Raw genomic sequence first — 22,216 nt, 5'->3', positions numbered from 1 at the left:
CTCTCTATCCTTGCCAGCAACCCAGAGTAACACGATCCAGGCCGGCATAATCTTGCGCGGTCGAAACCTGCTGGTAACCAAGCGATGTTAAAATTTCGCGCACCGCTTGTCCTTGCTCGTAGCCATGCTCCAGCAACAGCCAGCCTCCGGCATTCAGGTGAAGACGACCTTGCTCACTGATAATACGAATATCAGCCAGCCCTTCGTCATCAGCGACCAGGGCACTTTTCGGCTCGAACCGAACGTCCCCTTGATCCAGATGCGGATCAGTCGCATCAATATAGGGCGGATTGCTGACAATCACAGCAAAACGCTCCTGGCTGTCCAGCGGGCTATACCAGCTACCACTGAGAAAGCGTGCATTCGCGATGCCCAGCCGTATCCGGTTTTCTTCCGCCAGTGCCGCAGCCTCCGGCCGCAGATCGATCCCGGTAACCTGAGCCTGTGGACATTCCGAAGCGATGGCCAGGGCAATCGCGCCGGTGCCGGTTCCCAGATCCAACACGGTACAGGCTTGCGGCGGCATTTTATCCAATGCCAGTTCCACCAGGCGCTCAGTATCCGGTCGTGGGATCAAAGTATGGGGTGCCACTTTCAGTGGCAATGACCAGAATTCACGCTCGCCGACAATATAGGCAATCGGCTCGCCGGTCAATCGGCGCGCTAACAGCGCATTAAACGCGCTCAGCTGCGAATCATCAAGTTCTTTTTCCGGCCAGGTCAGTAAGTAGCTGCGGGGTTTGTCGAGCACATGGCAAAGCAGCACGGCAGCATCGATATGCGGGCTGTCTGAGCCCGCATCACTTAACGCTGATGCTGCCTGCTTCAGCAGGGCATCAATGGAACGCTGCATCAGTTCAGCTCGGCCATTGCCGCCAGCTGATCAGCTTGGTACTCCAGAAGCACCGGTTCAATCAGCGTATTCAGTTCTCCTTCCATGACCTCGTTCAGACGGTAAATGGTCAGGTTGATACGGTGATCGGACACACGTCCCTGCGGGTAATTGTAGGTACGAATACGGTCAGAGCGGTCACCGGAACCCAACAGGTTACGACGGGTACTGGCTTCTTCTGCATGACGTTTTTCTTCTTCAGCCTTGATAATACGCGCCGCCAGCACCGCCATTGCTTTGGCTTTGTTCTTGTGCTGAGAACGCTCATCCTGACATTCCACCACAATGCCGGTTGGCAAGTGAGTAATACGAATCGCAGAATCAGTGGTGTTAACGTGCTGACCACCCGCGCCCGATGCCCGGAAGGTATCAATTTTCAGGTCACCGGCATTAATCTCCGGGATTTCCGCTTCAGGAATTTCCGGCAGTACAGCGACAGTACATGCTGATGTGTGAACACGCCCTTGCGATTCGGTTGCCGGAACACGCTGAACACGGTGGCCGCCAGATTCAAACTTCAACGTACCATACGCCCCATCACCCGCCACTTTGGCGATCATTTCTTTGTAACCGCCGTGCTCAGCCGAGTTGGCATTCATCACTTCAATGCGCCAGCCACGGGATTCCGCAAACTTGCTGTACATACGGAACAGGTCACCGGCAAAGATACCGGCTTCGTCACCACCAGCACCGGCACGGATTTCAATGAAACAATTACGATCATCATTCGGATCTTTAGGAATCAGCAGTACCTGCAGTTCATCTTCCAGACGCTCGATTTCCGCTTTCGCTTCCTTCACTTCTTCCTGCGCCATTTCACGCATTTCCGGATCGTCTTCCTGCGCCATTTCTTCTGCTGTGGCCAGATCGTCTTTTGCCTGCAGGTAAGCCTGGAAGCACTTGGTCACTTCCTCCAGTTGTGAATACTCGCGGGACAGCGCACGAAATTTGTCCTGGTCACCAATTACAGCCGGATCGCTCAACAAGTGCTGGACTTCTTCATAACGCTCAACCAGCGTTTCTAATTTCACTAAAATCGAAGGTTTCATATAGGTATCTACTGAGTTCCACTAATAACAGAGCGCAGTGCTCTGCCGGATTAATTTTTGGCAATGTCCAGTCCGAGGGCTTCTCGGATCACGGCCAGTTTTTCGGGTTCGCCATTATGGGCCGCGTCTTTCATTGCACGGGTTGGGGCATGGATAAGTTTATTGGTCAGCTTGTTACTCAGCTCAATCAGCAGTTTTTCCGGATCGCTGCCATTTGCCAGCGCCTGCAGGCTGCGGCTGAGCAAATCGGATTTGATATCATCAGCCTGGCATCGGTACTGCCGGATACTGTCTACCGCTTCAAGGGATCGCATCCAGCTCATAAAGGCGGCGCTTTCCTCACTGACAATCGCTTCCGCCTGAATAGCGGCCATCTTGCGCTGCTCACGGTTTTTCTCGACGATGCTGTGCAGATCATCGACCGTATACAGATAAGCATCGCTAAGATCGCCGACTTCCGGCTCAATATCACGCGGCACGGCAATATCCACCAGCAGCATCGGCTGGTGACGGCGCAGCTTAATGGCTTTCTCTACCATCCCCTTGCCGATAATCGGCAGCGGACTGGCCGTTGAACTGATCACGATGTCAGCCCGATGCAGGTACTCCGGAATCTCCGGCAGGGTAATCACTTCCGCACCGAATTCCTTCGCCAGATTCTCCGCCCGCTCACGGGTACGGTTGGCCACAATCAGCTTATTACATCCCTGTTCAGCCAAATGACGGGAAACCAGCTCAATGGTTTCCCCGGCTCCGACGAGCAAAACAGTCGCGTCGCTGAGCGATTCAAAAATCTGTTTGGCCAGCGTACAGGCCGCAAATGCCACCGATACCGCATTGCCGCCAATGTCAGTTTCGGTGCGCACTCGCTTCGCCACGGTAAACGTTTTATGGAACAGCTTTTCGAGCATCCCGTGCACAACCTCGTGCTCCCGGGAGTCAGAATACGATTGTTTCACCTGACCCAGAATCTGCGGCTCGCCCAATACCAGCGAATCCAGCCCGCAGGACACCCGCATCAGGTGCCGGACAGCAGCCTGCTCTTCATGAAAATACAGGCTCGGCATCAGATCTTCAGTACTGATTTGATGGAACTTACTCAGCCAGTCAATCATGATCCCCGGACCAGACTGCGACACATCACAGTACAGCTCAGTACGGTTACAGGTAGAAACGATAACACCGCTGTTCACATCGGGATGGTCTTGCAATTGGGCCAGCGCCTGTTTCATTTTTTCAGGCGAAAACGCAACCCGTTCACGTAAGTCTACGGAGGCCGTTTTATGGTTGATTCCTAGTGCAAGCAATGTCATGGAGACGGTGTACCACTTCGCCAATGAAAAAAGATGTAGGGCGGGATTTTACTTGATGCCCCAACTTAATTAAAGAACACAAGCCTAATCAATATGGCATAACACCACAAAACCTGTGTTTTCTTTAACAACAAATTCATCAAGTTCGAGTAAAAAGACTGCAAAATCAACATTAAGAAATTGGTATTCCTCCCTTTTTACCGCTATTGTTTGGCGATAATCCTTTACAAAAACAATGATACCCATGTTGTCTACTCTTGAGCTTCGCCATTGGCATCTTTCTGTTCCGGTCCGTCGCACAACGGTACTTTTTTTCCTGTTTGCCTTTCTGAGCGGCTGTGCCACCTCCCCGACTACCGACCACAAAACCAGCTGGGAAAGCCACGAACAGGCGCTGACTAAACTGACCCACTATCAGGCAGCCGGGAAACTTGGGTATAAAGGCAGCCAACGTTTCAGTGCCAATATGCACTGGGAAACCCGCCCGCGCGAAGACAAGCTGCTGCTGACCAATTTTCTTGGCAGCACCCTGCTGAAGCTCAATGCCACGCCGTCATCGGTCACGCTGGTTAATAACGAGGGGAAAACCTTCCAGGGCCGCGATGCCGGGAAACTGGTTGAACAACTAACCGGCCTGAATTTACCGGTAACCCAAATGCGGGACTGGCTGATTGGCCTGCCAACCGCTGCCGATACCTACCAGCTGAACAAGGAAGGACGCGTCAGCTACCTGGCGAAAGAAATCGATGGCAAGCTATGGCAGCTTGATTACAACGAGTATGATTACTCGGTAACGCCGGCCTTACCTAAGCGTCTGGTTCTGAGCACTACCGGGGTTACCATTACCCTTGTTATTAATAACTGGTCTACTAACTGAGCATACTATGATCACCCGCACGACCCGCTGGCCGGCGCCAGCCAAGCTTAATCTGTTTCTGTACATTACCGGCCGCCGCCCGGATGGGTATCACGAGCTGCAAACCCTGTTTCAGTTTCTCGACCATGGCGATACCCTAACCATTACCGCCAACAACAGTAATGACCTGATCCTGACACCCGCGATTCCGGGGGTGGCGACCGAAGATAACCTGATCTTCAGAGCGGCCGATGCCCTACGTCGCTATGCCAGAATCAAAGCCGGTGCCGACATCCATATTGAGAAAATTCTGCCGATGGGTGGGGGTCTGGGAGGGGGATCTTCAAATGCGGCGACGACCTTGGTAGCGCTGAACTACCTGTGGCAAACCAACCTCAGTGTGGATGAACTGGCAGAGATTGGTCTGAAGCTCGGTGCTGACGTGCCGGTCTTCGTCCGCGGTTTCAGTGCCTTTGCCGAAGGTGTCGGAGAGCAACTGCAACCGGCAGAGCCGGAGGAAAAGTGGTATCTGATCGTGAAACCTGAGGTAAATATCGCCACCGTGGATATTTTCACCCATCCGGGGTTAAAACGTGATACCGAAAAACGCTCACTGAATGCCCTATTGACGGGGGTTTACGAAAACGATTGCGAAAAAATCGTGAGATCACTGCACCCCGAGGTTGATAAGGCACTTTCGTGGCTGTTAGAATACGCGCCGTCGAGATTGACTGGCACTGGCGCTTGTGTTTTCGCTGAATTTAGCACCCAACACGAAGCCAATGCAACTCTCAAAAAATTACCTGACTGGCTCCACGGATTTGTTGCCAAAGGTGTCAACACATCGCCTCTTTTGACAGCCTTGCACGCACTTTCTACGGATTGTCAGTAACTACAACTTGGACGCAACCTGAGGTTTCCACCGTGCCTGATATGAAGCTGTTTGCTGGTAACGCGACACCAGAGCTAGCCCAACGCATCGCTGATCGTCTTTACATTTCACTCGGAGACGCAACAGTTAACCGTTTCTCCGACGGTGAAGTCTGTGTTCAGATTAATGAGAACGTCCGTGGTAGCGACGTATTCATCATTCAATCGACCTGTGCGCCAACTAACGACAACCTGATGGAACTGGTTGTTATGATCGATGCACTGCGCCGTGCTTCAGCAGGCCGTATCACTGCTGTTATCCCTTACTTCGGCTACGCTCGCCAAGACCGCCGCGTCCGTTCTGCCCGTGTGCCAATTACTGCTAAAGTGGTTGCTGACTTCCTGTCTAACGTGGGTGTTGACCGCGTTCTGACTGTTGACCTGCACGCAGAGCAGATTCAGGGCTTCTTCGATGTACCAGTAGACAACATTTTCGGCAGCCCTGTTCTGCTGGAAGACATGCTGGCGAAAAGCCTGGAAGATCCAGTTGTGGTTTCTCCGGATATCGGTGGTGTAGTGCGTGCCCGTGCAACAGCAAAACTGCTGGATGACACTGACATCGCTATCATCGACAAGCGTCGTCCTCGTGCGAACGTTTCTCAGGTTATGCACCTGATCGGTGACGTGGAAGGCCGTGACTGTATCATTGTTGACGACATGATCGACACCGGCGGTACACTGTGTAAAGCGGCAGAAGCGCTGAAAGAACGTGGTGCGAAGCGTGTATTTGCATACGCTACCCACCCTGTTTTCTCTGGCAGTGCCCCACAGAACATCAAAGAGTCTGTCATTGACGAAGTGATCGTCACCGACTCTATCCCACTGTCTCCAGAAATGGCTGCAACCGGTAAAGTTTCTGTACTGACGCTATCAGGCATGCTGGCGGAAGCCATTCGTCGCATCAGCAACGAAGAGTCAATTTCGGCGATGTTCGAGCATTAATCTCGACACTGATCGTTTTCAAACGCCCTGCAATTGCGGGGCGTTTTTGTTTTTCCCGCCGGTATCAACCGTGTCCGGACAGCGCCACCACCGTGATTACCAGGCGGCCTGTTAACCACGGCTGGGGTGAAGATATCAATTTCCCCGCGTTTGGTATAACATAGCGCGCGTTTTCAGCCCCTAAGACTTGAGAGACGAGCGTGAGTAATAATATTCGCCTGTTAGTCGGTCTGGCTAACCCGGGCGCCGAGTATGCGAAAACCCGCCATAATGCGGGAGCATGGGTGGTCGAAGAGCTGGCCCGTGTCCACAATGTGATCCTGCGTGATGAAGCCAAATATTTTGGCCTGACCGGCCGGATCCAAGCCAATGGCCAGGATCTGCGTTTGCTGATCCCATCTACCTACATGAACCTCTCAGGCAAGTCGGTGGCAGCATTGGCCAACTTCTTCCAGATTAAACCGGAAGAGATTCTCGTGGCGCATGATGAACTGGATCTGCCGCCGGGCGTCGCCAAGTTCAAGAAAGGCGGTGGTCACGGAGGCCATAACGGCTTGCGCGACATCATCAGTAAAATGGGCAACAACAAAGAGTTTTATCGTCTACGCATCGGCATCGGCCATCCGGGAGATAAAAACAAAGTTGCCGGTTTTGTACTGGGCAAAGCTCCCGCCAAAGAGCAGGAGCAAATCGATGCCGCCGTTGATGAAGCGGTACGCTGCATGGATATTTTGCTCAAAGACGGCCTGAATAAAGCGCAGAATCGACTACATTCATTCAAAGCTGAATAATAGTCACCAACCATGAATTTGATCTGACAGAACCGCTGTCAGACTGTTTTACCGAACACTACCAAAAGGGTTTTACACCATGGGTTTTAAATGCGGAATCGTCGGCCTGCCAAACGTAGGCAAGTCAACACTTTTCAATGCCCTGACCAAAGCAGGTATCGAGGCAGCTAACTTCCCGTTCTGTACCATTGAGCCAAACACTGGCGTGGTTCCAGTTCCTGATCTGCGTCTTGACGCGCTGGCGGCCATTGTGAAACCAGAACGCATCCTGCCAACGACCATGGAATTCGTAGATATCGCCGGTCTGGTAGCGGGTGCGTCAAAAGGTGAAGGCCTGGGTAACAAATTCCTGGCTAACATCCGTGAAACCGACGCGATTGGTCACGTTGTACGTTGTTTCGAGAACGATAACATTGTTCACGTTGCCGGTAAGATCAACCCTCTGGATGATATCGAAGTTATCAACCTGGAGCTGGCACTGGCTGACCTGGATACCTGTGAGCGCGCCATTCAGCGTCAGGCGAAGCGTGCGAAAGGCGGCGACAAAGATGCTAAATTCGAAATCGCGGTACTGGAAAAAATGCTGCCGACCTTTACCGAAGGTGGTATGGCACGTTCGATCGATCTGACAAAAGAAGAAGCAGCAGCTATCAGCTACCTGAACTTCCTGACGCTGAAGCCGACTATGTACATCGCAAACGTCAGCGAAGACGGTTTCGAAGATAACCCGTTCCTGGAAATGGTGCGTGAGCACGCGGCAAAAGAAAATGCTGTGGTAGTCCCGGTTTGTGCAGCCATTGAATCAGAAATTGCTGAGCTGGATGATGCTGACCGCGAAGAGTTCCTGGCTGATCTGGGCATTGAAGAGCCAGGCCTGAACCGTGTGATCCGTTCTGGCTACGAGCTGCTGAACCTGCAAACATACTTCACCGCTGGTGTGAAAGAAGTTCGTGCATGGACGATCCCTGTAGGTGCTACAGCTCCTCAGGCGGCGGGTAAAATCCACACTGACTTCGAAAAAGGCTTTATCCGCGCAGAAGTTATTGGTTACGACCACTACATCGAGTTTGGTGGCGAAAACGGTGCAAAAGACGCAGGTAAATGGCGTCTGGAAGGTAAAGAGTACATCGTTAAAGACGGCGACGTAGTTCACTTCCGCTTCAACGTATAAGCTATTCAACCTATCACCAACAAGCGCGGCAGTGACACCTGAGCTTACTGCTGACAATTGTTGTCCAAAAGCCAGCCTGCGGGCTGGCTTCTTGTTTTTTGGGGTTGGCATTTTGCTTTTGGCGCTAGCGTTTCGACGTCTATGCGACAACAACGCATAAAAAACCAACACACATTTCATTTTCAGCGCCGTTTTGTCAGCCTGTAACATCAAATCAAAAACGAACCCGGCCCATGAGAGACTGCGGATTTCCTGCCTATCCCCTTCAGAAACCACAAAATCAGCACGTCAATCGCCCACTTCGTCCAAATATCCATCGAACAATCGAATTTTCGGGGGATCTTAAAAAAAACTGTTGACGGTATTGGCTGGTATTAGCATAATGCGCCCCGTTCCCGAGACAGCGGTCAGCAAGACAAGCTGCAAGGAAAACAAAAAGATGGCTACGTAGCTCAGTTGGTTAGAGCACATCACTCATAATGATGGGGTCACAGGTTCGAATCCCGTCGTAGCCACCATTCTCCCCCGGAGAATGTAAAAATAAACCACGTGCGGTGGTGGCGGAATTGGTAGACGCGCTAGCTTCAGGTGCTAGTGTCCGCAAGGACGTGAGGGTTCAAGTCCCTCCCTCCGCACCAAAATTTCGGTTATCTCTTAAATTATTAAGAGCTGCCCTGTAGGTCTATCGCCAAGCGGTAAGGCAGCGGCTTTTGATGCCGCCATTCCCTGGTTCGAATCCAGGTAGACCTGCCATCTTTACAAGGTTGGTGATTATCAGGTATAGTCGGCAACCCATATGGCTACGTAGCTCAGTTGGTTAGAGCACATCACTCATAATGATGGGGTCACAGGTTCGAATCCCGTCGTAGCCACCATTCTCCCCGGAGAATGTAAAAATAAACCACGTGCGGTGGTGGCGGAATTGGTAGACGCGCTAGCTTCAGGTGCTAGTGTCCGCAAGGACGTGAGGGTTCAAGTCCCTCCCTCCGCACCAACATTCAAGTCTTAGGCTTTCGGGCGTAAGCAACAAAATATGCGGAAGTGGCGAAATTGGTAGACGCACCAGATTTAGGTTCTGGCGCCGCAAGGTGTGAGAGTTCAAGTCTCTCCTTCCGCACCATATTTTTCAGATTGTTTTTTCAGTCTGAGAATACAATCAGAGAACACTGCTGGTAACAGCAAACCAAAATGCGGAAGTGGCGAAATTGGTAGACGCACCAGATTTAGGTTCTGGCGCCGCAAGGTGTGAGAGTTCAAGTCTCTCCTTCCGCACCATTCTCTCTGATTAAAGTCTCTGTTACAGAGCACCTGTAGGGCTATCGCCAAGCGGTAAGGCAGCGGCTTTTGATGCCGCCATTCCCTGGTTCGAATCCAGGTAGCCCTGCCATTATTTCACTTATCGTACTGAATTTATCAGCACGCTAAGTTACGCGGAAGTGGCGAAATTGGTAGACGCACCAGATTTAGGTTCTGGCGCCGCAAGGTGTGAGAGTTCAAGTCTCTCCTTCCGCACCATCCTTTAAGAAACCCACCTTTGGTGGGTTTTCTTTTGTCTGGCATCCGGCTAGGGTGCTGAGCAACGATTTTTTACAACCTACTCAATGATCGTATCTCTCTGGTTGTTAAGCCGAATGTGCCTGTCACATTCGGCTGTTTCTTTTTCTAGCTCCAATTCTATCAACGTAGCTTTATCTACCGGCTTTCATCTACATTGACCAGGCCATTAGGCACCTGCGACTAGCAGTTTCGAGCACCAAGCGTCTTCTCTCTGTACACCTTTCTCTGCTGACTTCTCCTAGACATATCACGCCTCAGCACATCAATCCCGACGCTTCCGGCAGGCGAAAACACGACATAGAATTCGGAACACTATAGGGTTGACTGGCCATCCAAATCCCCATTGAGATGACTCATACACGCCAGCGGTAAATGATAAGCGCCTGGAGGTAGATGATAAGCACTTGGCAGCTGACGCTAACTGTTTAAGAAGATGCAACGGCAGGCAGGATCAGAGCGGATGGTGAGAGACAGGATAAGATGGAATAAGAAGAATGTGCCTAGGGTGCGACCATGCTTAGAACGAGATACCGCAAAGCCCAGGAAAAAACCAAGGCACAAAAAAGTGAGCCCTCAGGCTCACTGTATCGATTACATGCCCATCGCGTATTTCAGCACCTGCTGTTTGAGCGGTCCGGCATGCTCTGCCAGTTTCAGTCCCGCATTTCGCAGCAATTTGACCGGCAGCAAATTATTGCTAAATGTCGTATAGAAAAAGTCCATACCGGTTTGCATCAGCAGGTTATCCGGACGACGACGGCGCTCATAAGCTTTTAAGACCCGCAAACTGGCCCAATCATTGCCGGCCTTTTCCATTTCATGCAACAACGTATCCACATCCTTAAAGCCGAGGTTCACCCCCTGCCCTGCCAATGGATTAATGGTATGAGCAGCATCCCCCAATAGCACGACACCCGGCTTGAAATAATGCTGGGCATGGCGACGAGTGAGGGGAAAGCTGCCCTGGCCGATAACTGAAAAATCGCCCAGCTCTGGTGGAAAATGGGCGGCGATTTGCGCTTTCAGCTGTTCAGGTTCCATTGTCGATAGCAGCTTGATGCGGGAAGGGCTGTCATACCAGACCAGCGAGCCCTGATGGCCCGGCAATGGCAGGAACGAGCGGGGACCACTTGGGGTAAATTGCTGCCAGGTAATGTCCTGTTGCGGCAAAGCGGTCGCAATATTAATGAGCATACAATGCTGGCGATAATCCCACGCGGTCACTCCGATCCCGGCCTGCTGACGAACTTGAGAGTTTGCCCCATCAGCCCCAACCAGTAAACGCGCACTTAATACTTCTCCGCTGGCCAACTTGATGTGATAGCCGGCGTCATGTGGGGTCGCCGATGCCATGCGCGCCGGGCAAAGTAATGTCAGATTCGGATAGTGTTCAAACTGCTGCCACAACGCCAGCTGAATCACACGGTTTTCCACAATGAAGCCCAGTTGATCGAGATGCATGTCCTCGGCACTGAACCGGGTCCGGCACTCAGGGTGTTCCCAGGTTTCAAGCCGTTTGTACGGGCACAACCGCATGGCGCGCACATTGTCCCAGGCTCCCAGGCGTTCCAGCAGGGCAACCGAGCTGGGTGAGATTGCCGACACCCGCAAATCCATCGGCTGGTCAGCAGCAAAAGTGGCGGGAGCAACCCCCTCCAGTACCGCCACAGTCAGTCCCTGCTGCGCCAGACCTATTGCCATCGCCGCGCCGACCATGCCGCCACCGGCGACAACCACATCAAACTGTTCCATTCCGGTTTCCATTTGTTATGCTCACTACTCTGATTTATGGCAGGTACAGCGACCTGTTTGCTATCATTTTACCTAATTTCTGCTACGCAATCAGTGCTTAATCGCTGCATCCTGCGGGCTGATCCAATTTTGAGGAAGATTACGTCCCCTATGTTCGTCCGCCTGAAACGCTTTTTGCTGACCATTATACTGCTTCTGCTGGCGCTCCCGCCCCTGTTGGTGATGGCCGGGAAATACATCGATCCGCCGGTCTGGGGCTGGCAGCTTCACCGCAGCCTGTTTCCGCCCGCCGGTTACCCTTCGCGCTCTGCCCATGACTGGAAGCCGTTATCGGCGATTTCACCGTACAGCCAGCTGGCCGTGATCGCTTCGGAAGATCAGCGCTTTCCGAACCACAGCGGTATCGACGTTAATGCCGTCCTGACCATTTTGAAACAAAGCGGCAGCGACGGCCCGAGCCGAGGTGGCAGTACCATTACCCAACAGACGGCCAAAAACCTGTTTTTGTTTCCGTCCCGCACTTTCATTCGCAAAGGGGTCGAGCTGTATTTCACCTTATGGATGGAGTGGCTTTGGGACAAAACGCGCATCCTTGAAATGTACCTCAATATCGTTGAGTTCGGCCCTGGGGTGTACGGCATCGAAGCCGCCAGCCAGACCTACTTTGGCATCCCGGCTGCGCGCCTGTCAGCTCAGCAATCTGCCCAGCTGGCAGCGGTACTGCCAAACCCTTACCGGATTCATCCGGCCCCGATGACCGATTATGTCGCCAAACGCAGTCGCTGGATCCGCCAGCAAATGCGCCAACTCGGGATGCAAACCCTGGAGAAGCTCTAGTCTATAACCACATTGTATTCGGGGTGGTGATGATCTGGTCAGGCAAGGTTTAAAGCAGTACAATACGCGGCTTGCTACAGCTGACGGCCATGTTCACGGCCGCTTGGCCGAATGAAGCAATGTTGAATGCAATGAATAAACACTACGAGTGAAGAGTTAGACATGGCTAAGAAACTGCTTATCAAAACCTGGGGTTGCCAGATGAACGAGTACGATTCATCAAAAATGGCCGATCTTCTTAATGCAGCCAATGGCTTCGAGTTAACGGAAGAACCAGAAGAAGCAGACGTTCTGCTGCTTAACACCTGCTCCATCCGTGAAAAGGCCCAGGAAAAAGTGTTCCACCAGCTTGGTCGCTGGAAAACACTGAAAGACAAAAAACCTGACCTGGTGATTGGCGTAGGCGGTTGTGTGGCAACTCAGGAAGGCGATTCTATCCGTGTTCGCGCACCTTATGTGGATGTGATCTTTGGCCCGCAAACCCTGCACCGTCTGCCTGAGATGATTAAGCAGTCACAAAGCTCTGACGCACCGGTCATGGACATTTCTTTCCCTGAAATTGAAAAGTTTGACCGCCTGCCTGAGCCGCGTGCAGAAGGCCCGACGGCTTTCGTGTCTATCATGGAAGGCTGTTCTAAGTACTGCACATTCTGTGTGGTGCCTTACACTCGTGGTGAAGAAGTCAGCCGTCCGCTGGATGACGTTCTGTTTGAAATTGCTCAGCTGGCCGAACAAGGTGTTCGTGAAGTCAACCTGCTGGGACAAAACGTAAACGCCTACCGCGGTGAAACCCACGACGGTGAAATTGCGAGCTTTGCTGAGCTGCTGCGCCTGGTAGCGGCCATCGATGGTATCGACCGTATCCGCTACACCACCAGCCACCCTATCGAGTTTACCGATGATATCATCGCGGTTTACGAAGATACCCCTGAAGTGGTGAGCTTCCTGCACCTGCCGGTACAGAGCGGTTCAGACCGTATTCTGGCGATGATGAAGCGTCCGCACACGGCGATCGAGTACAAGTCGAAAATCCGTAAACTGCGCAAAGCGCGTCCGGATATCACCATCAGTTCTGACTTCATTGTCGCGTTCCCGGGTGAAAGCGATCAGGACTTCCAGGAAACCATGAAACTGATCCGTGATGTCGACTTCGACATGAGCTTCAGCTTCATTTACTCACCACGTCCGGGTACACCGGCCGCAGACTATCCGTGCGATCTGTCTGAAGACGTGAAAAAACAACGCTTGTACGAACTGCAGCAGCAGATCAATACTCAGGCGATGCGTTACTCACGCCAGATGCTGGGCACTGAACAGCGTATCTTGGTGGAAGGTCCTTCTAAGAAGAACATCATGGAGTTACGTGGCCGTACTGAGAACAACCGCGTAGTTAACTTTGAAGGCCCGGTCGATTTGATCGGTCAGTTCGTTGATGTCAAGATCACGGATGTCTTCGCGAACTCCCTGCGTGGTGAACTGGTACGTACCGAAGCCGAAATGAACCTGCGTGTTGCGATGTCTCCAGCTGAAGTCATCGAGAAAACACGCAAAGAAGATGAATTGGGTGTAGGCGTATATACTCCATAGTAAGACGCCCGTCTAAATACAAACAGACGAGCCCTGAACCAAAGGTTGCCCGACCAAACGGGCAACCCTCATGAGAGGCAAATCTTGAGTAAAGTCATTACGATTGAATTTAATCTGGAACCCGCCAATAACCAGCGCCTTTCCAGCCTTTGTGGCCCTTTCGACGATAACATTAAACAACTTGAACGCCGTCTGGGTGTCGAAATTAACCACCGCAGCAATAGTTTCAGTATTGTTGGCCAACCGCATACTGCCGGTGCCGCCGCCGACATCATCAAGACCCTGTATGTCGACACCGCCCCGGTCCGCAATGTGATCCCGGATATTGAACCAGAGCAAATCCACCTGGCGATCAAAGAATCCGGTGTGCTGGAGCAATCGACGGACTCCAGTATCCCTTACGGTAAAGAAGTCACAATCAAGACCAAAAAGGGAATCATCAAACCACGCACCCCGAACCAGGCGCAATACATTGCCAACATGGTTCGCCATGACATCACGTTCGGGATTGGTCCTGCCGGTACCGGTAAAACCTATCTCGCCGTTGCTGCCGCGGTAGACGCTCTGGAGCGTCAGGAAATCCGTCGCATCCTGCTAACCCGCCCTGCGGTAGAAGCAGGTGAAAAACTGGGCTTCCTACCGGGTGACCTGAGCCAGAAAGTCGACCCGTATCTGCGTCCGCTGTACGATGCCCTGTTTGAAATGCTGGGGTTCGAGCGGGTCGAGAAGCTGATTGAGCGTAACGTGATTGAAGTTGCCCCGCTGGCTTACATGCGTGGCCGTACCCTGAACGACGCCTTCATCATCCTCGATGAGAGCCAGAACACCACTGTGGAACAAATGAAAATGTTCCTGACCCGGATCGGTTTCAACTCCCGGGCCGTGATCACCGGTGACGTCACCCAGATCGACCTGCCGCGCGGCGCCCGTTCCGGCCTGCGCCATGCGATTGAAGTGTTGTCTGAAGTGGATGAAATCAGCTTCAACTTCTTCCTGGCTGACGACGTGGTTCGTCACCCGGTTGTTGCCCGAATTGTTCAGGCGTATGAAGTGTGGGAAACCGAAGACCAGAAACAACGAAAGCTGGCTGAACAACGCCGCCGTGAAGAGCAGATGGCCAGACAGGCCGCACTGACGCCAGGTGCCGTCATTCTTCCAGAAGCAGAAACGGAAAAAACCGATTAATGGCTATTTATCTTGATCTCCAGGTGGCGACCGACAACCCTGACGGTATGCCAAGTGAAGCTGACTTCCAGCAGTGGCTGGATGCTGCCATTACCCCGTTTCAGGCAGATGCCGAAGTGACAGTGCGTCTGGTCGACGCAGAAGAAAGCCATTCCCTGAACCACGAGTACCGGGGCAAAGACAAGCCGACTAATGTACTGTCGTTTCCGTTTGAAGCCCCGCCGGGCATGGAACTCGATCTGCTCGGTGATCTGGTGATTTGTCGTCAGGTCGTTGAAAATGAGGCCGAAGATCAGAACAAACCGCTTAACGCCCACTGGGCACATATGGTTGTACATGGCAGTCTGCATCTGCTAGGTTATGACCATATTGAAGACGATGAAGCCGAGGAAATGGAAGCGCTGGAAACGGAAATCATGCAAAACATGGGTTTTGCTGACCCGTATGCCGACGAAAAGCTGTAACCTTTCCCCGATAAAATTGTCAAACAGGCACGGCAGCCTGCTGCCGAGCCTGTTTATTTCCGTGGCATTCGCCACTTAATTGCTAGAGAAACCATTCTTACAAACAATGAACGAAGATAACTCACAGAATTCAGAAGGTCCGAGTAGAAAGTCCTTCTTTGAACGTATTGGTCAACTGTTCCAGGGCGAACCGCAAAACCGCGAGGAACTGGTCGAGGTCTTCCGTGACTCGGAAGAAAATGAACTGATCGACCATGACACCCGGGACATGCTGGAAGGGGTCATGCAGATCTCTGAAATGCGGGTGCGAGATATCATGATCCCACGCTCCCAAATGACCACAATTGAACGTTCTCAGAAGTTAGAGGATCTGATCGATCTTATTGTCGATGCCCAACACTCGCGCTACCCGGTGATCAGTGATGACAAAGACCATGTTGAAGGCATTCTGCTGGCGAAAGACCTGTTACGGTACCTGCGCCCAGATAGTGAGCCATTTAATATGGACGAGATACTGCGTCCTGCCGTAGTTGTACCGGAAAGCAAACGCGTTGACCGCCTGCTGAAAGAGTTCCGCGAAGAGCGCTATCACATGGCGATAGTGGTTGACGAATTTGGCGGGGTATCGGGAGTTATTACCATTGAAGATATTCTGGAACAGATCGTAGGCGAAATCGAAGACGAGTTCGACGACGAAGAAGAACAGGATATCCGTCAATTAAGCAAACATACCTACTCAGTGAAAGCCCTGACAACCATTGAGGCGTTCAATGAGATGTTCCAGACCCGCTTCAGTGACGAAGAAGTCGACACCGTCGGCGGGCTGGTCATGACCAGTTTTGGCCACCTGCCGACTCGCGGCGAAGTGGTTGAACTGGATGGGTATTCGTTCAAAGTAACGGCAGCTGACAGCCGCCGGGTGATCCAGCTGCAAGTGACCGTACCACACGAAGCTCATCAACCGACTACGACACCATAACGAATGACAACAATTCGCTTAAAGAAGTTGGGACAGCTTGCGCTGGCTGTCCCAGCAGGTGCTCTTGCCACCCTGGCTTTTGCACCGTATCAACACTGGTACCTCGCACCAGTTTCTCTCTTTATTCTCTTTTTCCTGCTCCAAAATCAATCTGTTAAACGATCTGCTGCCATAGGTTTCCTGTGGGGGCTGGGATTATTTGGCACCGGGATAAGCTGGGTTCACGTCAGTATCGCCAACTTTGGCGGGATGCCGTGGCTGGCCGGCTGGACGCTGATGGCATTGCTGATCAGCTACCTGGCCCTCTACCCGGCGGTATTCGGTGCGCTGTTCAACCGCTTTAATCAGGGACGGCCGTTCCACCAGCTGATGCTCAGCGGCCCGGTGATCTGGCTGGTGCTGGATTGGATCCGCGGCTGGCTGATGACCGGTTTTCCGTGGCTGTGGATGGGTTACAGCCAACTTGAGAGTCCTTATGCTTCACTGGCGCCGATTTTAGGTGTCGAGGGGATCACCCTGGCACTGGTACTGAGCTGCGGGGCACTGGTCGCGGCCGTCGCGTACCGTAACTGGAAGCCTCTGCTGGTACCGGCCCTGATACTGGGTTTCTCCCTGCTGGCGGGCCAGAAACAATGGGTAGTGCCGGATCCGGACAACACCCTGGATGTTGCCATGATTCAGGGCAACGTCGCGCAGGAAGTGAAGTGGCTGCCAAGCCAGCGCTGGCCGACCCTGATGAAGTACACCGATCTGACCCGAGAGAACTGGGATGCAGACCTGATCATCTGGCCGGAAGCGGCGATCCCGGCATTGGAAGCCCAACTGCCGACTTTCCTCCAGAATCTCGATGCCGCGGCGCGCAACAACCAGACCACCATTCTCACCGGTGTGCTGGATCAGGACGCCCACGGCCAGTATTTCAATAACATCCTGACCCTCGGGGTCAACAATGCCGGCCCGTACCAGTATGAATCTGCCGAGCGTTACAGCAAGCACCACCTGCTGCCGTTTGGTGAATTTGTCCCGTTCGGGGATTTACTGCGTCCGCTGGCTCCGTTCTTTAACCTGCCAATGTCGTCGTTCAGCCGCGGTGACTATATCCAGCCGAACCTGGAAGCCAACGGTTACTCGCTGGCCCCGGCACTCTGCTACGAAGTGGCATTCAGCGAGCAGGTGCGCCGCAATGTGAATGAAAACACGGAGTTTCTGCTGACCTTGTCGAACGATACCTGGTTTGGTAAGTCAATCGGGCCGTTCCAGCACATGGAAATCGCCCAGATGCGCTCACTGGAGCTGGGTAAGCCATTACTGCGTGCAACAAACAGCGGCCTGACAGGTATCGTGGATCATCACGGCAAAATCATCGCCCAGATCCCGCAGTTTGAAACCGCTGTGCTACGCAGCAAAGTAGTGCCGACCAAAGGGATGACACCTTACACAGCCCTTGGCAGCTGGCCGCTGTATTTCTACCTGCTGTGGTCTGTCACCCTGTCGTGGATTCTGATTCGCCGCCAAGGCGGCCGATTCCGCGATCACCAGCCGGAAATTAACTATCACGACTGATGAGCGTGAATCTTGCTGAATCTTCACTGAAAATTCACCAAGAAATGACGGAATGGCGAAGGTCTCCCCTTCGCCTTTTTTTTCACCCTGCTAAGATATCGGAAAAGAAAACTGCGAACACAACGCGCAGCTTAATCAGGGAGAACCTCCATGAAAGTCATTCACAAACTGTTTGCCATGCTAGGCGCACTCGCACTGCTGTGTGTCGCCACCGGCTCTATCGCCAAAGAAGATCTAGACACCCAGGCGGCTCTGAATCAGTTCAAGGCCGCATCACAGACCCATCCCTTCTTTCAGTCCGCTTACGGCTATGCGGTTTTCCCATCAGTCGGTAAAGGCGGTTTCTGGATTGGCGGAGCCTACGGCAGCGGTACTGTGTACCAGCAGCACCAGGTCACCGGCCATGCCAAACTGTACCAAGTCTCGATCGGCCTCCAGTTCGGCGGTCAGGCCTACAGCGAAATTATTTTCTTCCAGGACAAACGGGCATATGACCGCTTTACCAGCGGCAGCTTTGAGCTGGATGCGCAGGCTTCTGCCGTCGCCCTAACCGAGGGCGCGCAGGCCAAAGCGGGCACCACTGGCGTCAGCGCCAGCTCCGGTCAGAAATACATTGATGCCAACTACACCAACGGGATTGCGGTGTTCACCTTTGCCAAAGGCGGGATGATGGTCGAGGCATCATTGGCCGGACAGAAGTTCAGCTATACTCCGCTCAGCACCCAAGCGGCGGTACCGGCACAATCAGCCCAGCCGCAGACCCAACCGTATGAGCCTGAACCGACCACGGTTGTGGTCGAGACGTTAGAGCGCCCATAAGCTTCTGATGAAACTCAGGGCGACAAGCGGGAGTCGGAAAGACTACAGAGAAGGCAACAAAGACGCACAATAAAAACAGCGGGCTCAAAGACCCGCTGTTTTTTATCTATGGCTAATGACCAATTATCGATGACAAGTTCCAACTCACCCGTTACAAATGACTGCCCTTCTCAGGGAGAAAGCGGCTGACGAGTGAAACGGGTATGCCCGCATTTAAGACAGGGGGAAATCTCTTTCACATGGGTGATCAACTCCTTGTGCCCGCACTGCTCGCACACCAGATTGCCCAGCCCAACAATTTCTCCGGCTTCGTACACCCCTTGGTGCTTGATGTCATCCATCACCTCCCGCCACTCAATCTGGGTTTTATCCGTGACTTCCGCCAGTCCTTCCCAGATGGTTTCTTTCACGACCTGATAAAACGGACTCTCGCTGAACGGAGCCGGGCTTTCCTCCACATTCTGCCCAAATTCCTGCAAATCCCGCTTCAGGTATGCAGAGATCAAAGCCAGCTCATCTTTGGTCATATCACTGGCTGCCTGACGGTATTTTTCAGTCACTTCGGCCCAGTGTTTCAGCTCATCCGGACTGTGCTTGAGCGTTTCGGTTACCTGCTCCAGCAGCGTCTCATAATCCTTTTTCTGATTTGCCATTCGCCACCTCCTCGCGGTCACTCTGCCGGCTTTTTACGCCTTAAGCCGCCTTTCACTGCCGAACAGTCAACAATTCGGCCCGAAATGATTTTCAGCTATTGTTGACACCTTTACCTTTAGTTATTCTATGTCGATTATATTGAATGTGTTTGTACTCAACTCACAAAACCCCGGATGTCATCGATGCAAGAACAATATCGTCCGCAGGACATTGAACAGAAAGTTCAAGAACATTGGGACAACAACAAAACGTTTGTTGTAAGTGAAGACCCTAATAAAGAAAAATTCTACTGTCTCTCCATGTTCCCGTACCCAAGTGGTCGTCTGCACATGGGTCACGTTCGTAACTACACCATCGGTGATGTGATTTCTCGTTACCAGCGTCTGCAAGGCAAAAATGTCATGCAGCCAATCGGCTGGGATGCATTCGGTCTGCCAGCAGAAAACGCCGCGGTTAAGAACAAGACGGCTCCGGCGCCTTGGACTTACGAAAACATTGAATACATGAAGAACCAGCTGAAACTGCTGGGCTTCGGCTACGACTGGAACCGCGAATTCGCAACTTGTACGCCAGAATACTACCGTTGGGAACAAGAGTTCTTCACCAAGCTGTACAATAAGGGCCTGGTTTACAAGAAGACCTCTTCCGTTAACTGGTGTCCGAACGACCAGACCGTTCTGGCTAACGAGCAGGTAGAAGACGGTTGCTGCTGGCGTTGTGACACTCCGGTTGAGCAAAAAGAAATTCCACAGTGGTTCATTAAAATTACTGAATACGCTCAGGAACTGCTGGACGACTTGGATCAGCTGGAAGGCTGGCCTGAAATGGTTAAAACCATGCAGCGTAACTGGATCGGACGCTCTGAAGGCGTTGAACTGAGCTTTGCCGTTAAAGGTCACAGCGACCTGGAAGTTTACACCACCCGTCCTGACACCCTGATGGGCGTTACGTACGTGGGCATTGCTGCCGGTCACCCGCTGGCTGCCGCGGCGGCAGAAAATAATCCGGAACTGGCGAAGTTCATTGACGAGTGCCGTAACACCAAAGTTGCCGAAGCAGAACTGGCAACGATGGAGAAGAAAGGCATGGCAACGGGCCTGACTGCGATTCACCCGCTGAATGGCCGTGAAGTACCGGTTTACGTGGCTAACTTCGTTCTGATGGACTACGGCACAGGCGCAGTAATGGCTGTTCCTGCCCACGACCAGCGTGATTTTGAGTTCGCAACCAAATACGGCCTAGACATCGTGCCGGTTATCAAACCAGAAGACGGCAGCGAGCTGGACATTTCTGAAGCGGCGTACACCGAGAAAGGTGTGCTGTTCGACTCCGGCGAGTTCGACGGTCTGGGCTTCCAGGATGCGTTCAATGCGATCGCGGCAAAACTGGAAGCGGAAGGCAAAGGCAAGAAGACCGTTAACTTCCGTCTGCGTGATTGGGGTGTTTCCCGTCAGCGTTACTGGGGTGCACCAATCCCGATGGTAACAACAGAAGACGGTGAAGTGCATCCGGTACCGGCTGACCAACTGCCAGTTATCCTGCCGGAAGACGTGGTCATGGACGGCGTAACCAGCCCAATCAAAGCTGACAAAACGTGGGCAGAAACCACTTTTGAAGGCAAGCCTGCGCTGCGTGAAACCGATACCTTCGACACCTTCATGGAGTCTTCCTGGTACTACGCACGTTACTGTTCACCAAAAGCGGACGAAATGCTGGATTCCGATGCAGCAAACTACTGGCTGCCAGTAGACCAGTACATCGGTGGTATCGAGCACGCGTGTATGCACCTGCTGTACTCTCGCTTCTTCCACAAACTGCTGCGCGACTGTGGCATGGTACAAAGCGACGAGCCATTCAAGCAGCTGCTGTGTCAAGGCATGGTATTGGCTGATGCCTACTACTACACCAGCGACAAAGGCGCGAAAATCTGGGTTTCTCCGACAGAAGTAACGGTTGAGCGTGACGAGAAAGGTCGCATTACTAAAGCGGTCGACACGGAAGGTAACGAAGTCGTTCACTCAGGCATGACGAAGATGTCTAAGTCGAAAAACAACGGTATCGACCCACAGGAAATGGTCGACAAGTACGGTGCAGACACCGTTCGTTTGTTCATGATGTTTGCTTCTCCGGCTGACATGACGCTGGAATGGCAGGAATCCGGCGTGGAAGGTGCTAACCGCTTCCTGAAACGCGTCTGGAAACTGGTTCACGAGCACACCGCCAAAGGTGCAGCAGAAGCGCTGGATGCGGCGGCTCTGACTGCCGACCAGAAAGCGCTGCGTCGCGATGTTCACAAGACCATTGCTAAAGTGAGCGATGATGTGGGTCGTCGTCAGACGTTTAACACCGCGATCGCGGCCATCATGGAACTGATGAACAAACTGGCGAAAGCGCCGCAGGAAAGCGCGCAAGACCGCGCTCTGCTTGACGAAGCGCTGAAAGCTATCGTGTGCATGCTGTACCCGATGACACCGCACATCTGTTTCGAAATGTGGAAAGCACTGGGTGAATCAGATATCGACCACGCTGCATGGCCAATGGCTGATGAGAAAGCACTGGTTGAAGACGAGAAACTGATCATCGTACAGGTGAACGGTAAGCTGCGTGCTAAGCTGACGGTTGCTGCTGACGCGACGAAAGAGCAGGTAGAAGCCATCGCACTGAACGATGAGAACGTTACTAAGTTCACCGACGACAAGACGATCCGCAAGGTCATCTTCGTTCCGGGTAAACTGTTGAATATTGTTGCGAACTAACGCCGTTTCTCAGTGCCTAACCTGTGGCTCCCTTGTGGAGCCACAGATTTTCCGGCTCACTATCCCATCAGATACACCTGCGTCAGCCGGTCCGTTTTCACTCACTTTCATGGAGCAGA

19 protein-coding genes and 9 tRNA genes are annotated in these 22,216 nt (G+C 52.6%); 22 read left to right on the top strand and 6 right to left on the bottom strand.

The genetic code is table 11. From position 1 onward, the window contains the following. Window positions 1-4: 4 nt before the first annotated feature. The 4 genes from prmC to C9I92_RS25465 form a co-directional block, all read right to left on the bottom strand. A complete protein-coding gene (prmC, locus tag C9I92_RS20855; protein ID WP_047887641.1) occupies window positions 5-853 on the bottom strand; it encodes a peptide chain release factor N(5)-glutamine methyltransferase in 849 nt (282 codons plus the stop codon). Then, on the bottom strand, window positions 853-1,941 hold the full coding sequence (gene prfA, locus C9I92_RS20850; RefSeq protein WP_047887640.1) for a peptide chain release factor 1: 1,089 nt from the start codon (window positions 1,939-1,941) through the stop codon (window positions 853-855). The genes prmC and prfA overlap by 1 nt, the downstream gene beginning before the upstream one ends. A gap of 50 nt (window positions 1,942-1,991) precedes the next feature. After that, window positions 1,992-3,254 carry a glutamyl-tRNA reductase gene (hemA, locus tag C9I92_RS20845; protein WP_047887639.1) on the bottom strand — a complete coding sequence of 421 codons (1,263 nt, stop codon included), beginning with the start codon at window positions 3,252-3,254 and terminating at the stop codon, window positions 1,992-1,994. An 84-nt stretch (window positions 3,255-3,338) separates the two neighbouring features. Further along, window positions 3,339-3,500, bottom strand: a complete 162-nt coding sequence (locus C9I92_RS25465; RefSeq protein WP_157038333.1) for a hypothetical protein — start codon at window positions 3,498-3,500, stop codon at window positions 3,339-3,341. Between C9I92_RS25465 and lolB the strand changes: the two genes are divergently transcribed. The 14 genes from lolB (at window position 3,499) to C9I92_RS20775 (ending at window position 9,459) form a co-directional block, all read left to right on the top strand. Then, a complete protein-coding gene (gene lolB / locus C9I92_RS20840; protein ID WP_107193920.1) occupies window positions 3,499-4,131 on the top strand; it encodes a lipoprotein insertase outer membrane protein LolB in 633 nt (210 codons plus the stop codon). The genes C9I92_RS25465 and lolB overlap by 2 nt on opposite strands. Before the next feature lie 7 nt (window positions 4,132-4,138). Further along, window positions 4,139-5,002, top strand: a complete 864-nt coding sequence (gene ispE / locus C9I92_RS20835; protein WP_047887638.1) for a 4-(cytidine 5'-diphospho)-2-C-methyl-D-erythritol kinase — start codon at window positions 4,139-4,141, stop codon at window positions 5,000-5,002. A gap of 32 nt (window positions 5,003-5,034) precedes the next feature. Then, the gene (locus C9I92_RS20830; RefSeq protein WP_146149710.1) at window positions 5,035-5,982 is read left to right on the top strand and encodes a ribose-phosphate pyrophosphokinase; all 948 of its coding nucleotides are present in this window, start codon (window positions 5,035-5,037) and stop codon (window positions 5,980-5,982) included. A gap of 200 nt (window positions 5,983-6,182) precedes the next feature. After that, complete coding sequence (gene pth, locus C9I92_RS20825) at window positions 6,183-6,773, top strand: aminoacyl-tRNA hydrolase (protein WP_047887636.1); 591 nt, start codon at window positions 6,183-6,185, stop codon at window positions 6,771-6,773. Between the two features lie 79 nt (window positions 6,774-6,852). Then, window positions 6,853-7,944 carry a redox-regulated ATPase YchF gene (gene ychF / locus C9I92_RS20820; protein ID WP_047887635.1) on the top strand — a complete coding sequence of 364 codons (1,092 nt, stop codon included), beginning with the start codon at window positions 6,853-6,855 and terminating at the stop codon, window positions 7,942-7,944. 441 nt (window positions 7,945-8,385) lie between these two features. Further along, window positions 8,386-8,462 (top strand) — tRNA-Met (locus C9I92_RS20815). 33 nt (window positions 8,463-8,495) lie between these two features. Beyond that, window positions 8,496-8,582, top strand: a tRNA-Leu gene (locus tag C9I92_RS20810). A 40-nt stretch (window positions 8,583-8,622) separates the two neighbouring features. Continuing rightward, window positions 8,623-8,697: transfer RNA gene (locus tag C9I92_RS20805), tRNA-Gln, on the top strand. Window positions 8,698-8,742: 45 nt separating this feature from the next. Continuing rightward, window positions 8,743-8,819 (top strand) — tRNA-Met (locus C9I92_RS20800). A 32-nt stretch (window positions 8,820-8,851) separates the two neighbouring features. Next, window positions 8,852-8,938: transfer RNA gene (locus C9I92_RS20795), tRNA-Leu, on the top strand. 41 nt (window positions 8,939-8,979) lie between these two features. Next, window positions 8,980-9,064, top strand: a tRNA-Leu gene (locus C9I92_RS20790). Window positions 9,065-9,134: 70 nt separating this feature from the next. Further along, a tRNA-Leu gene (locus C9I92_RS20785) sits at window positions 9,135-9,219 on the top strand. A 37-nt stretch (window positions 9,220-9,256) separates the two neighbouring features. Further along, window positions 9,257-9,331, top strand: a tRNA-Gln gene (locus C9I92_RS20780). Between the two features lie 43 nt (window positions 9,332-9,374). Further along, window positions 9,375-9,459: transfer RNA gene (locus tag C9I92_RS20775), tRNA-Leu, on the top strand. Window positions 9,460-10,092: 633 nt separating this feature from the next. On the opposite strand, the gene C9I92_RS20770 is transcribed toward C9I92_RS20775, so the two are convergent. After that, window positions 10,093-11,253, bottom strand: coding sequence for a 2-octaprenyl-3-methyl-6-methoxy-1,4-benzoquinol hydroxylase (locus tag C9I92_RS20770; protein WP_047886744.1), 1,161 nt, complete (start codon window positions 11,251-11,253; stop codon window positions 10,093-10,095). A gap of 150 nt (window positions 11,254-11,403) precedes the next feature. On the opposite strand from C9I92_RS20770, the gene mtgA reads away from it, so the two are divergent. The 7 genes from mtgA to C9I92_RS20735 all read left to right on the top strand — a co-directional run bounded on the left by mtgA (window position 11,404) and on the right by C9I92_RS20735 (window position 18,687). Continuing rightward, complete coding sequence (gene mtgA, locus C9I92_RS20765; RefSeq protein WP_084712663.1) at window positions 11,404-12,090, top strand: monofunctional biosynthetic peptidoglycan transglycosylase; 687 nt, start codon at window positions 11,404-11,406, stop codon at window positions 12,088-12,090. Window positions 12,091-12,252: 162 nt separating this feature from the next. Beyond that, complete coding sequence (miaB, locus tag C9I92_RS20760; RefSeq protein WP_047886745.1) at window positions 12,253-13,677, top strand: tRNA (N6-isopentenyl adenosine(37)-C2)-methylthiotransferase MiaB; 1,425 nt, start codon at window positions 12,253-12,255, stop codon at window positions 13,675-13,677. Between the two features lie 84 nt (window positions 13,678-13,761). Further along, on the top strand, window positions 13,762-14,862 hold the full coding sequence (locus C9I92_RS20755) for a PhoH family protein (protein WP_047886746.1): 1,101 nt from the start codon (window positions 13,762-13,764) through the stop codon (window positions 14,860-14,862). Then, window positions 14,862-15,326 carry an rRNA maturation RNase YbeY gene (ybeY, locus tag C9I92_RS20750; protein WP_047886747.1) on the top strand — a complete coding sequence of 155 codons (465 nt, stop codon included), beginning with the start codon at window positions 14,862-14,864 and terminating at the stop codon, window positions 15,324-15,326. The genes C9I92_RS20755 and ybeY overlap by 1 nt, the downstream gene beginning before the upstream one ends. A gap of 106 nt (window positions 15,327-15,432) precedes the next feature. Then, window positions 15,433-16,305: a CNNM family magnesium/cobalt transport protein CorC gene (corC, locus tag C9I92_RS20745; protein WP_047886748.1), complete on the top strand. Its 873-nt coding sequence runs from the start codon at window positions 15,433-15,435 to the stop codon at window positions 16,303-16,305. A 3-nt stretch (window positions 16,306-16,308) separates the two neighbouring features. Next, the gene (gene lnt / locus C9I92_RS20740; RefSeq protein WP_047886749.1) at window positions 16,309-17,868 is read left to right on the top strand and encodes an apolipoprotein N-acyltransferase; all 1,560 of its coding nucleotides are present in this window, start codon (window positions 16,309-16,311) and stop codon (window positions 17,866-17,868) included. Between the two features lie 150 nt (window positions 17,869-18,018). Next, on the top strand, window positions 18,019-18,687 hold the full coding sequence (locus C9I92_RS20735) for a lipid-binding SYLF domain-containing protein (RefSeq protein ID WP_047886750.1): 669 nt from the start codon (window positions 18,019-18,021) through the stop codon (window positions 18,685-18,687). 170 nt (window positions 18,688-18,857) lie between these two features. Here the strand turns inward: C9I92_RS20735 and C9I92_RS20730 are convergent, their stop codons facing one another. Beyond that, entirely contained in the window at window positions 18,858-19,340 is a 483-nt protein-coding gene (locus C9I92_RS20730; RefSeq protein ID WP_047886751.1) for a zinc ribbon-containing protein, read from the bottom strand. A 183-nt stretch (window positions 19,341-19,523) separates the two neighbouring features. Between C9I92_RS20730 and leuS the strand changes: the two genes are divergently transcribed. Next, complete coding sequence (gene leuS / locus C9I92_RS20725; protein ID WP_047886752.1) at window positions 19,524-22,097, top strand: leucine--tRNA ligase; 2,574 nt, start codon at window positions 19,524-19,526, stop codon at window positions 22,095-22,097. The last annotated feature ends 119 nt before the right edge of the window (window positions 22,098-22,216 follow it).

It is taken from the genome of Photobacterium ganghwense (assembly GCF_003025595.1).
In the GTDB taxonomy this organism is placed as follows: domain Bacteria; phylum Pseudomonadota; class Gammaproteobacteria; order Enterobacterales; family Vibrionaceae; genus Photobacterium; species Photobacterium ganghwense.
The sequence above is the reverse complement of the archived record's forward strand: the minus strand, read 5'-3'. Positions and strand labels throughout refer to the sequence as shown.

Excerpts from the sequence above, each read along its gene's own strand:
- prmC (WP_047887641.1), bottom strand. The coding sequence starts at position 853 with ATGCAGCGTTCCATTGATGCCCTGCTGAAGCAGGCAGCATCAGCGTTA.
- prfA (WP_047887640.1), bottom strand. The coding sequence starts at position 1,941 with ATGAAACCTTCGATTTTAGTGAAATTAGAAACGCTGGTTGAGCGTTAT.
- hemA (WP_047887639.1), bottom strand. The coding sequence starts at position 3,254 with ATGACATTGCTTGCACTAGGAATCAACCATAAAACGGCCTCCGTAGAC.
- lolB (WP_107193920.1), top strand. The coding sequence starts at position 3,499 with ATGTTGTCTACTCTTGAGCTTCGCCATTGGCATCTTTCTGTTCCGGTC.
- C9I92_RS25465 (WP_157038333.1), bottom strand. The coding sequence starts at position 3,500 with ATGGGTATCATTGTTTTTGTAAAGGATTATCGCCAAACAATAGCGGTA.
- ispE (WP_047887638.1), top strand. The coding sequence starts at position 4,139 with ATGATCACCCGCACGACCCGCTGGCCGGCGCCAGCCAAGCTTAATCTG.
- ychF (WP_047887635.1), top strand. The coding sequence starts at position 6,853 with ATGGGTTTTAAATGCGGAATCGTCGGCCTGCCAAACGTAGGCAAGTCA.
- C9I92_RS20770 (WP_047886744.1), bottom strand. The coding sequence starts at position 11,253 with ATGGAACAGTTTGATGTGGTTGTCGCCGGTGGCGGCATGGTCGGCGCG.
- mtgA (WP_084712663.1), top strand. The coding sequence starts at position 11,404 with ATGTTCGTCCGCCTGAAACGCTTTTTGCTGACCATTATACTGCTTCTG.
- miaB (WP_047886745.1), top strand. The coding sequence starts at position 12,253 with ATGGCTAAGAAACTGCTTATCAAAACCTGGGGTTGCCAGATGAACGAG.
- ybeY (WP_047886747.1), top strand. The coding sequence starts at position 14,862 with ATGGCTATTTATCTTGATCTCCAGGTGGCGACCGACAACCCTGACGGT.
- corC (WP_047886748.1), top strand. The coding sequence starts at position 15,433 with ATGAACGAAGATAACTCACAGAATTCAGAAGGTCCGAGTAGAAAGTCC.
- lnt (WP_047886749.1), top strand. The coding sequence starts at position 16,309 with ATGACAACAATTCGCTTAAAGAAGTTGGGACAGCTTGCGCTGGCTGTC.
- C9I92_RS20735 (WP_047886750.1), top strand. The coding sequence starts at position 18,019 with ATGAAAGTCATTCACAAACTGTTTGCCATGCTAGGCGCACTCGCACTG.
- C9I92_RS20730 (WP_047886751.1), bottom strand. The coding sequence starts at position 19,340 with ATGGCAAATCAGAAAAAGGATTATGAGACGCTGCTGGAGCAGGTAACC.
- leuS (WP_047886752.1), top strand. The coding sequence starts at position 19,524 with ATGCAAGAACAATATCGTCCGCAGGACATTGAACAGAAAGTTCAAGAA.